Here is a 14,080-nt window from a genome sequence, read left to right as displayed (position 1 = left end):
CTGTGACGATTAAGTCCAGGAAGCCGGGATCAAACCATCACCTTTGACGCTCCAGTTCTCTACGGAGTGGGTGAGTGGGATGTCTTTCCAGATCTCCTTGCCAGCGTGTTCCAAAACAATGATCTGGAGGTGGGACTTTGAACGCGCGATCCCCTGGGACAGGACGTTGAAAATGCGCTGTGTCGCAATCACATCTGTAGGTCGTTTTCTCTTGAGCTCCTGAACATCCTCGTCAAGGCTGTTGTCTCCGCTGTGGCTGCTTGGGAAATACACCTGGCTTGGCTGGTCGATCACCAAGAAGCTGAAGGGCGGCAACTGTTTGTTCTCGTCAAGCGACAGGTACTCGTGGATCGCGAGGAAGGCTGCAATGTGATAGCCCATCCAGTTGGCGCCGCTACCTACCTCCCACAGGTAATCTTTCCGGTTCCCATGGCTGTCAAAGCGGAGCGTCAACTCCTTTCTGTCGAGCTTGATTTGTGATCCCTCGGGTGCTTCGAGACCTCCGAAGGAATCGGCGTAGTCCCCTATCAACTCTCCAATTGTATAGTCGACCCTGCGTTCTTGCTCGGTGCGGTCTGTCAGGCCCAGGGTGTTATCGAAACCCCGGATGATCCTATCCAGTTCCTTTAGACGCGCAAGGATATTGGCATCCGCGGAAGTTGAGCCGATGCGCTTGAGCAGTCCTGAGATATCACCGGCGAGAAAGTAGATCTGACCAATCGCGTTTTTCAGCCTTTCGTCCCTGTTCAGAATTTCATTTTTTTCAGTACGCAGCTTGGAGAGCGTTTTTTCCTCTGCAGAGAGTTTGCGTTTGAGGCTGGAGAGACGGTTGTCGACTACCGGGTTTTCCTGCAGTACATCCGATATCTGAGTGATCTTGTTGACCTTTGCCTCAAGCTTGTCAATGACAGCGGGAAGAACTGAAGTGGTCGAGCCGCACGCCACACACTCACCCTTGGACTGAACGTTCTTTTTAAGCCACTCAAGCCCGATTACGTGGGATTTTTCAGTGTCGATCGCATCAATAAATTTCTTGCTACTTTGCGAAAGGCTGCTGTAGCCGCTGATGTCGGTAGCGAGGTTTTCCACGATTTCCTGCTGAGCGACCTCCTTGGCCAACGCGGTCTCGAACGTTTGGTTAACGTGCAGGCGATGGGGTTGTAGGAGCGTATGTTCGAGCCTTTTCTCGTTATAGGCATCGACCACAGACTGCAGTTGAGCAATTTTCCCCTCAATGGATGCGGACATTTGGGCGGGCAGCAAACCGATTTCGATGCAGCTGTGCAGCATCCTGTTCACTTCGTAATGCCAGTTGTTTTTTGTTCGCTCAATAACTGCAAGCTCCTTCTGGAGGGCCTCCCTTTCCTTGGCTGCTTCCTCACGTCGACGCTCGGTCATGACGTAGTCTGCATTCACGATGCCAAGAGCGTAAGGCATCGCTCGCGTAAGGCGCTCCTTGTGCGTCCAGGAGTCAGTTTTGAAGAACAAAGTGTTTGGGTTGGCGACGATGTGCTGTGGAAGATAGTTAAAGGCAGCCATGTCCCGGAACGAGCTCCTACTGTCCAGTTGAGAAGGCTTGTCTTCATCCGAATGTGGCAGGTCGCTCATCCTGACCAGACCGTTAAATTTGTCCTTGAACGCAGTCACGTTCAAGTTGCAAGGCAAGATTTGTGGCAGCACTCCGATGAATGGGGCGAGGTAGTAATCGCTGGATGTTTGTTTTGCCCCTGGCGTTCTTCTCGCGACTATCCAGGTTTCGTTGCGAATAGTGATTTTCAGTCCAAACCATTCAACCTTGTTCCGGATGAAGCCGATCGGGATCTGGCACTTACTTGAGCCGAGCGCGTAGTCGATGATGTGGACAATTGATGACTTACCGGTGCCGCTCAGGCCATGAATGATGTTGATCTTGCCGGGCACGAATTCGATTTCCCGGATGGGATTCGTCTGGTTCTGTGGCCACAGCAGTACGGCATTAATCTCGAATTTCATTGGGAATCCCGAACAACAGCTTATAGATTTGGGGTGTAGAGACGCTGGCTAGCCAGCTGGATAGCTGCTTGGTGGTTTTGAGCATCTCAGCAGGTATCGACGCTTTGGTGCCCTTCGGCCATCGGATGACGAGACTGGTAAACACATCCCCGTCTTCACTAGGCTCCTTCTCTACCAGTTTGGCTGCGACTGCCAGGTTCAACCCCTGCAAGGTTGAGGCCGTGTATTCCTGAACACGACGTTCCAGATCAATCTTCAGAATCGGGGTGTCACGAAGGACGTTGTCTATGGCTGAGCTAGTGTTTCGCTTGGAGAGGGCAGCACTGCTCGCCGGGTTCCAAACGATAGGAAGCACGAGCAAAAGTTTGGGGAGATCGATAGGATGATCGTTCCCTGAAGATTCATATTCCGATATGAAGTAAGCGAGCAAAAAGCAGGCGAGTGAGCTGTTGTGGATCAGGTGTCGATCCATATAGGGGGCGCTCATTCATCACTCTCCTTAGCTGTGTGCCAATGAATCGGGTGATCCGTGTCGACTCCATTTGCCTGATGGTGGTAGGTGCCCATGAACAAATAGCGGAAGTTTGATTTGACGCGACCGATGCTCAGGGAAAAGCTTGGAGGGGTCGATGTCTGCAAGTAGATCGCCTTGAAGTCGTCCTCTCCAAACTCCTCAGGTTCTTTGCCTGACCTAATGCAATGCGCGTCGCAATTCGCCTTCCACCTGTCACTCAATTCGGACTCAACCTCACACAGGTCGCTGGGTAGGATCCGGTTGGCTTTCAGCAGTCGAGTACGCTCGGAGTAAGCGGCCCAATAGTGGCCCAGCTCCGTCTGGATAGGCCTTTGCGGAATATTTAGTTTTTCAAGCTGATCTATGAACGACAGCCCCAGCGATCCGTATTCTTCGATCAACTGTACAAAGTTAGTCTGCTCTTGAGTCAGCGGTCTCCAAGCTTCCTCAAAGAACGCTTCAAAAAGCATGTGTTTTCGGGTGAAGAACGGCTTTGAGGTTGTCCAGAAGGGGATACCTTGTTTCCACGAGGCTTGGCAGTCAGCGAACAGTTGACCCAAAAGACTTTGATAAATAGTTTCGTGGCAATGTTCCAGCCCGTCTGGAAACTGAAGAGCGGCGTAGATCTCCTCCTTGAGCGTCTCGTCATCCATTGCGTCGGCAACGTGGAAGCGGGTGATGACGAAGGCGAGGTCTTCATCACTGAAGCCGGTCACCTCTGCGGCTATTTCTGCGACCGAGCCGGACATTCCACTGGCATGCTGACGCAAAGACTTGATTGCCTCGGCGACCGATGTAGGAGTGGTAGCCTTGGAAAGAGTGCTGACCAACGTTCCATCGGGCACTGTGCGGTTTGTCACCAGTACAAACTCAAGAGAGGCAAATTCACTTTTTGCCGCCGCGAATCCTTTGAGCCAGTTTCGAAGGGTGTTCCAGACGTTCTTACTGCTGTCCTGGAGTGAATGATTTTCGCCGGTGGTCAGCTTGTCCTGTTCCAGAATGACTTTTGTCCCACTGGAGAGCGGTATCTGCTCTTCGACGTCGTCAGCTGTTTCAATGCCAAAGCGCGTCTCTGTGTGAGTGCTATGAAAAATCCTGTGTAGCGCTCGCTCATACTGGTAGCCGAAGCCCGCTGCGCTTGCGCTCGCGTTGCTATTCATCGTTCCTTCTCTTGACGTTGTTCGCATTTAGCGAGATCGATGGCGCAGGATCGAAAGAGGATCCAATCCGCAGGGGCAATGAATTTACCTGTAATGATGTCGGGTGGCTACTACTGGCTCCGTGCTGCCCGATAGGGGCCGGGGTGGGCAAGCGGCCCGATCACCCGTACACTCTCTTGATTAGTAACGTTGCCAATGGAATGCTAGAACGTTGCTTCAACCGGCCCGTGAGCTGAACCTAATTCCATGGCGCGCCGGCGTCGCTTTAGAAATAAATTGCCTACCCATGATGTCCGCTTGCCGGCATCCGTGACGTGGGAATATTATCCAGTTGAATGCCCCACCTTCTAAGTTGCGGATCCGAGTGCGGGCTGACCGCACAGCGGCGCGCGCTCCGGCGCGGACAAATCTAGCGTGTCGAGGAAAAGGCGTTTCCACTTGAGCTGGTCGGCTGAGACGATGCGTTCGATTTCGCCATAGCTGTCTTCGTTGGACTTAAGCTTTTATTCACCCCTCTTATGGGTTCTCCTCGCTTTGACCTCGACGCTGCATCTTCAGCACTATCACCACATCGAGCACAGCTAGGTTTTCCACGGGGTAACCACCTTTTTTCCGTTTCGCGTTCTCCAATGCCGCTCTAAGAAGGAGTGCTTCCTCCAGATACTTGTAACCGGCGCTTGCTCCCCAAGGGCTGCTCGATCCGGTGGAGCGAAGCCATTTGGATACAGGGTCATTTGCTACGTGGTAACGATCAGGAAAGAACTGACAAAGCATCTCTGTGAATACAGACCTGCGTGTCTCTACCCTCTTTTCTGTAAGGCGATTGATCTCAATCACTACCACCTCGTCTCGATCCTGTGAGGAGGCCTCCAAGACCCGAACGAGCGACCTAGCAAACTCACGAAAGTCGCTTTGTTTACCCCGGCGCTCCCATCCATTTGCTTGTAAGCGGCTCCCGTCACCGAAGTCCCAAAGCTGTCGGAACTCCTGATAAAACGTTTCATTTTTGCTGTCAGACCAAATCCGGGCCCGTGCGGCAGATTTGAGCAGGTGCACCAACTCGGCTTGGTGATGTTCGAAGGTGAGTATCTGACTTCTGCGGAAATCCAAAGCACTACCTAGCTGGGCTACCGCTTTTAGCGAAGGTAGCTGCAAGTTAAAGACCCGGCTCGACATGTCCGGATCCTCTTTGGCGGAGGCTGACTTAATGGACTGTTTCGATTCTCGGTATCCGTTCAACCAACTTTGGTTGAGAATGACGCATGAGTCCTTCAGCCTTAATACCCACTGCTTCGCTGCGTCATAGGTTTTCTTGGAGATTTTTGAATAACCGTTCACCTCATGATTAGTGGCAAACGCTGCTTTTGAGAGGTTTGACGATCCCACCAACGCATAGCATCTTCCATCCGATTCACGCCAAAAGATGGCTTTCGGATGGAAACCGTCAATTAACTCAGCAACCAAAAACTGAGTGTGCCGGTACCTCGGTAGCCATTGAATGACCTTTTCGCAGGCGGCTTTCCTAGTGATCCCGAAATCTTTCCCCACGATGAAGGCAAATGATTTGCAACGGCGACCCAGCTCTAGATCAACGTCCCACTCAGTCAGGTAAGCGCTCAGAATATAAAGCTCTTCAGCCTGGCGAAATGCGCGGTGATAGATATCTTTTAGATCGCTGCCGCCGCTTTGCGGCAAAAGAACGAGATCCATGTAGTACATTTCCCTTTTAGCCTTCGTATGCGTCCAGCATCCCATGTTGCGTAACTGAACCGGTTGCCACCTATGCGGCAACAGCTCCGCAATATCACCCGCCCGCTGCGTCGGCAGACGCGTGAGAACGTCCCTCAAATAAGCATACGGATCATGCTCGTTGAGCCGCGCCGACTGGATCAAGCTTATGTTCGCCGCCGCCCGTTTGCTGCTGCGCAGCGAACCGGCAAAAAGCCAGCTTTTTCGACCTGCCACGGTTGAATTTTGTTCTGGCACCAAACATTGTCATTGGGTACGGCCCCATGATCGAGATCGCGCCGTCCAGCGTTTGAGGCCGTAATCCGTAGCTTTGATTTTCGCCGAACCGTCGTGCACAATTTGGTGCTTGACGATCATAAAAGCATGCAGAGCATCCAACACAGGTACAGCTTTTTCTTGCCGTATTCGGCGGCATAAATCCGTTTCAAAGTCTTGGTCTTCGCTTTCGATTTCGTAAAGCAGCTGGATGTAGCGCAAGGCCTATTCGGCGGGCTGGCTGTCGTTGGTGGCGTGCAATTCGAAGAACTTGCGACACGCCTGGGCCACGCAGCAGATCTCGGTGACGCCGAGAGGCGTAGGCCTCTTTTCGATGAGTTTTGCCGCGCAGTCGGCCTTATCGGAACGATTGACCACCTACAGCGCTACTTAAACAACTCAGATCGCTTAACGACGTAGCCCACAGGCTTCTTTTTCTTTTCGACAACACCCTCTTCAACGAGGCGCTGAAGCCATGCTTTTGCCTGCCCGCTCGTTACGTCTAAAGCAGCAGCAATATCAGCATCTTTTGTCGGGGTTATCAGTAGTTTTTTAATCAGTTCTCTTACCGTCGCAAAAAGTAAATCAGCATGATCCACCTGTACCTCAGGGAAGAAATCCATTACTTCAGACACAACTTTTACCGTCGGTTCAACAGCATCTCTGCCGACACTAGTATTTATAGGAAGTAAAGGTTCATAAGACGCTTCTAGCGACTTCTGCGACTCCGTCATTGACTCAGATACCGACAAGCTCTCTATTTCATCAGAGGGCGATAATGAGAGTTCTGGTTGCTGAGGCACGTCGGTGCTAGAAACTTTGATCGCGAATATTTGGTTAAAGGCTTCGGCATCCTGAGGATTCGGCCAAAGTATCGCCCCTCGATTACCCAAAGCATCAAGGCCGGCAGAGGGCTCACCCGTCGATCGAACAAATACAGGCACATACTGGAGCTTATCCAACTGCTCCACAGCACCAGCCCATGTCCCGCCTTTGTTATGGTCCGTATTAACAACCAAAGATGCATCGGCCAGCGCATAAATGAGTTTATTACGCTGCATAGCATGACCAACGTTGAAGCCGGCATTAGGATCATAAGCAGAAACGAGAACTAAGTTTCCATCACGCAAGGAATTCCTTTCCTCACGACTCATGGCAGTTCGCTCTAAGTTTTCCGCTAGAACACCAATAACCTTGCCACCAGACTGCAATGCACCACGCATTGCAGCCAGATCAACCCCCCTGGCCCCTCCCGATATAAGTGTTCTGTTGGCACAAGCTGCCAGCCCGCCGATCGACATGGTGTAGTCGACCAATGCATCGTCGATTTTCCTCGACCCGACGACAGCGAGCCCACCCGATTCAAGCAGCGAAATATCTCCACACCCGTAGAGCACTGCTGGCGCATCAGCACGAAGGCGAGCTTTAAGACGTCGCGGATACTCAGGGTCAGCTCGACTAACGACCCAGATAGCCCGCGTCTGCCATCGCTCGACGACCTGGCTCAACAAGAAGCCCCGTCCCAGCAGCCGTTGTAGTCGACTTTCATCAGCTATTGGCCGACATAAACGAAGGATCTCAGTGGATTCCGCGGTAAGAAGGTCGGCAGGTTGTTTTTGGATCTGATGTAAATGACTAGCTAAACGCCTGTATTCGGCAGGCGATAGTAGGTCTGGCGATTGCACGCCACGTCCAACAATTAGCGGTGCCGTAAGCAACAGTATCGCCTGCGTATTGGGTGAAAGAGGTGACATCATTCATCGTGGCCAGTTAGTGAAAGGGCCATAGGCCAAACCTCATCGCAACCGGCTTCTCGTAACAGCCAAGCTGCGACAGTTAGAGTCCATCGAGAGTTGACGATGTCGTCAACTAAGAGCACCGGTCCCGCGTGAATTATCTGATCGATTTTAAGCGACCCATCAATGTTGCGGGCCTGCTGAGTAGAATTTGCCATGGTTTTTTGCTCTGGCCTGTCCTCCGTCTTCGCGAGGACATTGTAAAAGGGTAGACCTAACGCACTGGCTAGCCTTTTTGCAAAATTGGGTACGATATCTGGATGCTTCAAAGACGGAATCGCAGCAACCCATTCTGGAGCGGGATTTGGCCCCCAGTTTTTAATCATTTCGACACATGCCTGAACAAGCTCATCGGAAAAATAGCCGTCAATATATCTATTATCTCGCACAATGTTGCCCCAACCGGCGTCTCCCCATACACAAAGAGCCCTACCGGGCTGGGCTTGACAATTGGCCGGAATCAGCCCCCTTACGCCATATAGCGGCATTCCGCCATCAGGCCACTTTTTGCGAGGTTCGATGGGAAGACTCGTACGCCGCAGGAAGGCGACCGCATCTTTGACCAAGCCAAGATTCACTGCACTGGGCAATGGAGGTAAAGCTGGCTTCTTGACCGTACCAGGAACTCCGTCCAGTGCATCAATCAAAAACGCCATATGTTGGCCGAATGGTAACCCGACATAGTCCCTCATCTGTTGGTGTTCGCCCTGTCGCAGCGAGGTCAGCCGCTCTGCGCGATCCCAAAAGCTTTGATTAAGGTTTGCCGCGGTAAGTTGCCACTTAGCACCTTGTTTAGCGATAGGCGCTGGAGCCTCCAGTGAAAGCAACGCCACAGTTTTTTCGACCCGCCCCTTACTCAGATTTACTTTGCTGAGCAGCTCCGGAATAGATAAGCCATCAGGTGCATCTTCAAGCGCACTTAAAACCTCCCCGACCTCCTCTTGCGTCGGGAAAGCGCTACGGATAAACCAATCGGTGATTTCAGTCTCCTCCTCACCACTGAGTAGCACACCGTAGGCAGCATCCAACGCACGCCCCGCACGACCAACTTGCTGGTAGTAAGCGACCACGGAACCTGGCATTTGATAATGGATCACAAACGCTAGATCGGGCTTGTCATAACCCATGCCCAACGCCTGTGTGGCGACAAGAGCCTTGACCTCATTGTTAGACAGGGCCAGCTCAAATTCCTCCCGACGATCACCAGTCTGCCCCGTATAGGCTTCGACGTTAAAGCCTTGAAATTTCAACCATCCCGCTACTAGGAGGGCATCTCGCACGGTCAATGTGTAAATGATGCCGTGCCCATCCAATGCGGCCAACCTTTCAGCAAGCCATGCAAGACGCTCTTCTTGGCGAGGAAGACGGATGGTTTGCAACGAAAGTGATGCACGATTGAGATCTCCACAAACAACCTCAATGTTGGGACCAAGCACCGCCTTTAAGTCATCCATAACCCGATTGTTTGCCGTAGCGGTGGTAGCAAGCAAACGAAGGTTGGGAGGCATAATTTTGACCATCCGCTCCAGCAATCGATAGTGTGGGCGGAAGTCGTGCCCCCAATCGGAGATGCAATGCGCCTCATCGATAACTAGCAGGGAGATTTGTGCAGCGATCAGCGCCAAAACCTGGGTACGGAAACGATCATTAGCGAGGCGTTCGGGCGATATCAGGAGGATATCAATGCCACCGGCAATAAGCCGGCGTTCAATCGCAGCCCAATCTTCCCTGTTGTCTGAGTTAATCGTGGCCGCTCGGACACCCATTCGCTCTGCCGCTACAACCTGATTTCGCATCAAAGCCAGCAATGGCGAGATCAGTAACGCAGGTCCAGCGCCAGCCTCCCTTAGCAGCTTCGTAGCAATGAAATATACGAAGCTCTTACCCCAGCCGGTTTTCTGAACGACTAACAAGCGTTCCTTACCCTCAACGATGTGGCGTATAGCTTCTTCTTGGCCATCCCGGAAGGTAGCATCGAGTCGTCCCGAACCTAAACGCAGGAGCTCCAAAGCACGCGCTGCATTATATTCCATGGTATTGCTCTCCATTTACCGTCAGATAGGTGATTGCTGATCCGTTGAGCAAGGTTCGAGTCATCCACTTTCCTCAACCCGTTAACTCGCAACGAACGGAGAGCAGGAGCCCCTCACCTCCTCGCATACCCTATCAGAGCGTGTCGGACAATGTAGGCCACTTCGAGCAGCTTTTTTTGCGAGGAGTACCTGGGGGGGAATGCGGTATCGAGCCTATGGCAGAAGGCGGCTGATCTCTCCCCCTAAAAAGCCCACAACCACTGGAAAAATTCATTGGAGGCGACGAAGGTTAAAGAGTGGGTCAAATTCTCAATCCGGAAAAATAACGTTTAAAGTCAAACAGTTATTTTAATATAAACCCAGCTACAAGCCGGCTCACCGCCAAGTAGGAGTCAAGTGACTGCGCCCGTAAGCTTGATTTGAGCTGCTATCATGGGAGCAAGCTTTGGATCGCCGCAAAAATAGGGATTTAGAAAGTTTTACAATCGGTATTCCAAAAAGTATTCCATGATTATTTTTTAACCGATAAATTATTTTCTAATTCAATAGGTTGAGTGATCGATTCAAATTACCCCGGCCTCTAAAGACGTCCACGGACGTCTATTTTTTGGCCTGGAATCCAGTAAATACGGGGATTTCAGGGCCATTGAGCTCCACAGCGCCTCATGCAGACCCATTTTGAAAGGTATTCCAAGCCCATGACCGGGAAAGTTTTGACTACACAAACAGCGATGGAATGCCTAGGGAAGCTCAAGTCACATGCCTTTCAGACGCGAAAATTCAAAGCCGCAAGCCCAAGGACTTGCTCCGCACGACGTCAGGCTCCAACCCGAATCATATTTGAGGTTTTGACAGCGGGGATTGGCTGATCTTCACTCAGACTTCAACAACCCTATGGTTCAAGGAGCGGCTATGACTTGGGAGCTGAGGCACGATCCAGAAGAGTACGTCTCAATCATCGCGGAAGTTTTCTATGACCCAGCCCGGCGCAAGAATGGTGTTCGACCAGCCAGCGGAGAGTCTTTTGCCCAGAACATGAAGATAGAGTGTTCTAGAGAAATCCGGGGCTATCCAGTAGGCACGAAGGTGCGCCTGAGGGTCGTGGAGACCAAAAAGGAGGACAGTCGGCCTTTCTTGTACAGCAGCTATAAGTGGGCACATGAGCTCGTCTAGCTGGTATCACTGGCCGGGCGGAATCCACTTTGACATTCACGGTTTGGCTAGATCCGTCCCGGACAACCTATAGCGAGATCATAGCTTCCCGCCACCGCCGCACACTAAAGCAAACCGCTTTGTTGCAGAAACGCTTTAGACACCCCCTCAATAGCCTCCCGCCCCACATCCACCCGCGAATTCAGCCCCCAATCGTCCCGTCATCCAGTTTGGAAGAAAGCGCATTCAGCAACTCCCCAACCTTCGGATTCGCCTCAAGCACCTCTGTCCGAACAACCGGCGTCAACGCATAGCCAGGAAAGAACCCTTTATCATCCTTCAACACCACAAACCCAAAAGCCGGTATCCGCCCATCAGTCGACAGCACCAACGCCAGATCCACCTGACCATCCCTAAGTGCCTGATAGGTCAACCCACCATCCATCCGCACAATATTCTTCCGCTCGAATTCAAACCCGTACTCCTCCTGAAGAGGACGCAGGCCATCGGGCCGGGAGAAGAACTCGGCATTCGACGCAAACTTGTACGATTTGCCCGCTTCAATGTTTTTTGCCAGATCGCTGATCGAGACGACGCCATCCTTTTCGGCGTCGACTTTGCGCATGGCCAGTGCGTAGGTGTTATTGGCCTTGGAAGGATTCAGCCAAGTGATGCCCTTTTGCGCGTCCAGTTCGCTGATCTTCTTGTAGGTTTCCTCTCCGCTGAGTTTGTCGGTGACTTTGTTGTAAGTAATCAGGGAGGTGCCGGTGTATTCCCAGTACACATCAACCTGACCGTTCTCTTGGGCCGCGCGCAGTACAGATGACCCTAGGTCCGCGCGTTTATCAACTTTGTAGCCGTTGGCGCGCAGCAGTTGTGTGGTCATTTCGGCGACCAGTTGCTGTTCGGTAAATTTCTTGCCGCCGACGACAATTGTGGTGTTGGCAGACGCGTTGCCGACAACACCGGCAACGAGACTAAAGCTGAAGATCAGACTGGCCAGCATTCGATTAATCATCGTGCACCTCATGTTATTGATTTAGGTGAAGGGTGTTCGGATTCATTGGCGGCCGGCCATGCGTAAGCCTCGGGAGACTGCAACGGTTTGAATCAAACCGCAGCCCAGATCGACGGCAATCGCCAGGAGCGCGGTCGATAGGGCGCCGGCGAGCATCATGCCGAAGTCGTTCAAGTCGATTCCGGTAAAGATCAGCTCGCCCAGTCCGCCGCCACCAACGAGGAAGGCCAGTGGCGCCGTGCCGACGTTGATCGCCAGTGCGGTGCGGATGCCGGCGAATATCACGTTGAGTGCATTGGGAATTTCGACTTTCCACAGCGTTTCTCGTGGCGTCATGCCCATGGCTTCGGCTGCTTCGACCAGATGCTGCGGCACCGCGCGCAAGCCTTCGTAAGTGTTGACCGCGACGGGGAGCAAGGTCGCGACAAACAAGCCGATGATGGCCGCCCCGCTGCCAACGCCGATCAAGCTCATGGCCAACGCCAACAGTGCGAGTTTGGGGATCGCCTGCCCCACGTTCAGCACCTGCATGCTGGCCATGGCATAACGCTGGTTCGCCGGGCGGCTCATCCACACACCCAACGGAAGCGCAATGGCGATGGCCAACACGCCGCTGACGGCGACGATCTGCAAATGCTGGACGGTCAGGTAGCTGATGTCACCCCAGTAGAACTGCAGCCCCTGCCAGAATCGGTTGAGTAAGTCCGCCATGGTCAGTGCACCGCCGGAGTGATGTTTTCAACCAGTCGCGCGAGGATGTCAGCCTGATGCACATAGCCGACAAAGCGTCCGTCGCTGTCGTTGCACAGCGCCCAGTCCTGTCCGCGCCCGAGCAGTTGCGAGAGCACCTGGCGCAGGTCATCGCCCGGTTTGACGATCAGGTGCGAGTGCGCGGTGATGGCGCTGTTGCTGCCGACGATCTGCATGTGTTCGCGCGGCGCGATCTTGCTGACGACGTCCGCCGCGCGCAGCAGGCGCAAGCGTTTCATGATCCGATCGCCGCCCATGAAGTTCGCCACGAAGTCGCTGTTGGGTCGGGCGAGCAAATCATCCGAGCTGCCGAATTGCTGGATTTTGCCGTTGTGGAACAGGGCGACGCAGTCGGCCATCTTCACCGCTTCATCAATGTCGTGACTGACGAACAACACGGTCTTGTTGACGAGGCGCTGGATGCGCATGAATTCGTCCTGGATCACTTCGCGGTTGATCGGGTCGATGGCGCCGAAGGGCTCGTCCATCAGCATCACCGGCGGATCCGCAGCCAGCGCCCGCGCTACGCCGATGCGCTGCTGTTGCCCACCGGACAGCTCACAGGGATAGCGCTTGAGAAATTTCGCCGGATCCAGCGCGACCACTTCCAGCAACTCGGCGACGCGTTTACGGCTTTTGCTCTTGTCCCAGCCCAACAGATTGGGCACGACGCAGATGTTTTCCTCGACGGTCATATTCGGGAACAGGCCGACTTGCTGGATCACATAGCCGATCGAGCGTTTGAGGGTGACGCTGTCCAGTTCGGAGGTGTCGCGACCATTGATTTTGATCGTGCCGGACGTCGGCGTGATCAGTCGGTTGATCATTTTCAGCGTCGTGGTTTTGCCACAGCCCGACGGCCCGAGCAGTACGCAGATCTGTCCCTCTTCGACATTGAATGAGACATCTTCTACCGCCGTGATAGCGCCGAATTGCTTGTTCAGGTTCTCGATCTGGATCACGTCGTCGCTTCCTTCATTCGGCCGGTGGCCAGTTTGTTCTTGTTCAAGCCGTTGGGCGTCAGCAGGCGCTGCAAGCCGTACAGCGCATAATCGGCGGCGATGGCGATGACACTGATGACGATCGCACCGGCCAGAAGCTGTCGAGTATCCGATTGCGCGATGCCGCGAATGATCAGGCTGCCGAGGCCGCCGGCGCCGATGTAAGCAGCGATGGCTGCAATGCCGATGTTGATCACGGTGGCCATCCTCACCCCGGCCATGATCAGCGGCACCGCAATCGGCAGCTCAACCTTGCGCAGTCGTTGCCCGGTCGACATGCCCATGCCGATGGCGGCTTCACGCAAGGCAGGGTCGATGTTGGCGATCGCCGTGGTGGTGTTGCGGATGATCGGCAACTGGGAGTAGAGAAACAGCGCAATGACCGCCGGCACCACGCCGATGCCGTAGCCGATCAGCGACAGCGCCGGAATCATCAGCCCGAACAGCGCGGCGGAGGGAATGGTCATCAGAACCGCGGCGAAGGCCAGGACCCAACGGCGTGTTCTGGGGTGCTGGGAAATGAAGATCCCCACGGGCACGCCGGTCAGAATTGCCAGCCCCACCGCCATCGCCACGATGAACAGGTGCTGGCCGAGTAGCAGACCGATCAGCCCAGCGTTTTCCAGAATGAAACTCAAGGTTTCCATGAGGGTTGTGCCT

At 53.5% G+C, this 14,080-nt stretch carries 9 protein-coding genes and 1 pseudogene; all 10 read right to left on the bottom strand.

Features of this window, described 5'->3' with window-relative positions; genetic code table 11:
- Positions 1-9: 9 nt before the first annotated feature.
- Complete coding sequence (locus tag AB4O45_RS17000; protein ID WP_460160345.1) at positions 10-1,992, bottom strand: DUF3732 domain-containing protein; 1,983 nt, start codon at positions 1,990-1,992, stop codon at positions 10-12.
- Entirely contained in the window at positions 1,976-2,479 is a 504-nt protein-coding gene (locus AB4O45_RS16995) for a three component ABC system middle component (RefSeq protein WP_460160344.1), read from the bottom strand. The genes AB4O45_RS17000 and AB4O45_RS16995 overlap by 17 nt, the downstream gene beginning before the upstream one ends.
- Positions 2,476-3,666, bottom strand: a complete 1,191-nt coding sequence (locus AB4O45_RS16990) for an ABC-three component system protein (protein WP_460160343.1) — start codon at positions 3,664-3,666, stop codon at positions 2,476-2,478. The genes AB4O45_RS16995 and AB4O45_RS16990 overlap by 4 nt, the downstream gene beginning before the upstream one ends.
- A gap of 1,767 nt (positions 3,667-5,433) precedes the next feature.
- A pseudogene (locus tag AB4O45_RS16985) lies at positions 5,434-5,985 on the bottom strand (IS66 family transposase); the annotation flags it as partial.
- Positions 5,986-6,056: 71 nt separating this feature from the next.
- Positions 6,057-7,424 (bottom strand): DNA-processing protein DprA, encoded by a 1,368-nt coding sequence (locus AB4O45_RS16980; protein WP_460161510.1) that lies wholly within the window; start codon positions 7,422-7,424, stop codon positions 6,057-6,059.
- Positions 7,424-9,514, bottom strand: a complete 2,091-nt coding sequence (locus tag AB4O45_RS16975) for a DEAD/DEAH box helicase (RefSeq protein ID WP_460160342.1) — start codon at positions 9,512-9,514, stop codon at positions 7,424-7,426. The genes AB4O45_RS16980 and AB4O45_RS16975 overlap by 1 nt, the downstream gene beginning before the upstream one ends.
- A gap of 1,339 nt (positions 9,515-10,853) precedes the next feature.
- On the bottom strand, positions 10,854-11,657 hold the full coding sequence (locus AB4O45_RS16970; RefSeq protein ID WP_460160341.1) for a glycine betaine ABC transporter substrate-binding protein: 804 nt from the start codon (positions 11,655-11,657) through the stop codon (positions 10,854-10,856).
- 54 nt (positions 11,658-11,711) lie between these two features.
- Positions 11,712-12,380 (bottom strand): ABC transporter permease, encoded by a 669-nt coding sequence (locus AB4O45_RS16965; RefSeq protein WP_041477903.1) that lies wholly within the window; start codon positions 12,378-12,380, stop codon positions 11,712-11,714.
- A 2-nt stretch (positions 12,381-12,382) separates the two neighbouring features.
- A complete protein-coding gene (locus tag AB4O45_RS16960) occupies positions 12,383-13,381 on the bottom strand; it encodes an ABC transporter ATP-binding protein (RefSeq protein ID WP_236169278.1) in 999 nt (332 codons plus the stop codon).
- Positions 13,378-14,067 (bottom strand): ABC transporter permease, encoded by a 690-nt coding sequence (locus tag AB4O45_RS16955; RefSeq protein ID WP_236169277.1) that lies wholly within the window; start codon positions 14,065-14,067, stop codon positions 13,378-13,380. The genes AB4O45_RS16960 and AB4O45_RS16955 overlap by 4 nt, the downstream gene beginning before the upstream one ends.
- Positions 14,068-14,080: the final 13 nt, after the last annotated feature.

It is taken from the genome of Pseudomonas sp. S2_B10 (genome assembly GCF_054668425.1).
This window is presented reverse-complemented; position numbering and strand designations above follow the sequence as displayed.

Bases quoted from the DNA above. Each gene is read 5' to 3' on its own strand.
- AB4O45_RS17000 (WP_460160345.1), bottom strand. From the start codon at position 1,992: ATGAAATTCGAGATTAATGCCGTACTGCTGTGGCCACAGAACCAGACG.
- AB4O45_RS16995 (WP_460160344.1), bottom strand. From the start codon at position 2,479: ATGAGCGCCCCCTATATGGATCGACACCTGATCCACAACAGCTCACTC.
- AB4O45_RS16990 (WP_460160343.1), bottom strand. From the start codon at position 3,666: ATGAATAGCAACGCGAGCGCAAGCGCAGCGGGCTTCGGCTACCAGTAT.
- AB4O45_RS16980 (WP_460161510.1), bottom strand. From the start codon at position 7,424: ATGTCACCTCTTTCACCCAATACGCAGGCGATACTGTTGCTTACGGCA.
- AB4O45_RS16975 (WP_460160342.1), bottom strand. From the start codon at position 9,514: ATGGAGAGCAATACCATGGAATATAATGCAGCGCGTGCTTTGGAGCTC.
- AB4O45_RS16970 (WP_460160341.1), bottom strand. From the start codon at position 11,657: ATGCTGGCCAGTCTGATCTTCAGCTTTAGTCTCGTTGCCGGTGTTGTC.
- AB4O45_RS16965 (WP_041477903.1), bottom strand. From the start codon at position 12,380: ATGGCGGACTTACTCAACCGATTCTGGCAGGGGCTGCAGTTCTACTGG.
- AB4O45_RS16955 (WP_236169277.1), bottom strand. From the start codon at position 14,067: ATGGAAACCTTGAGTTTCATTCTGGAAAACGCTGGGCTGATCGGTCTG.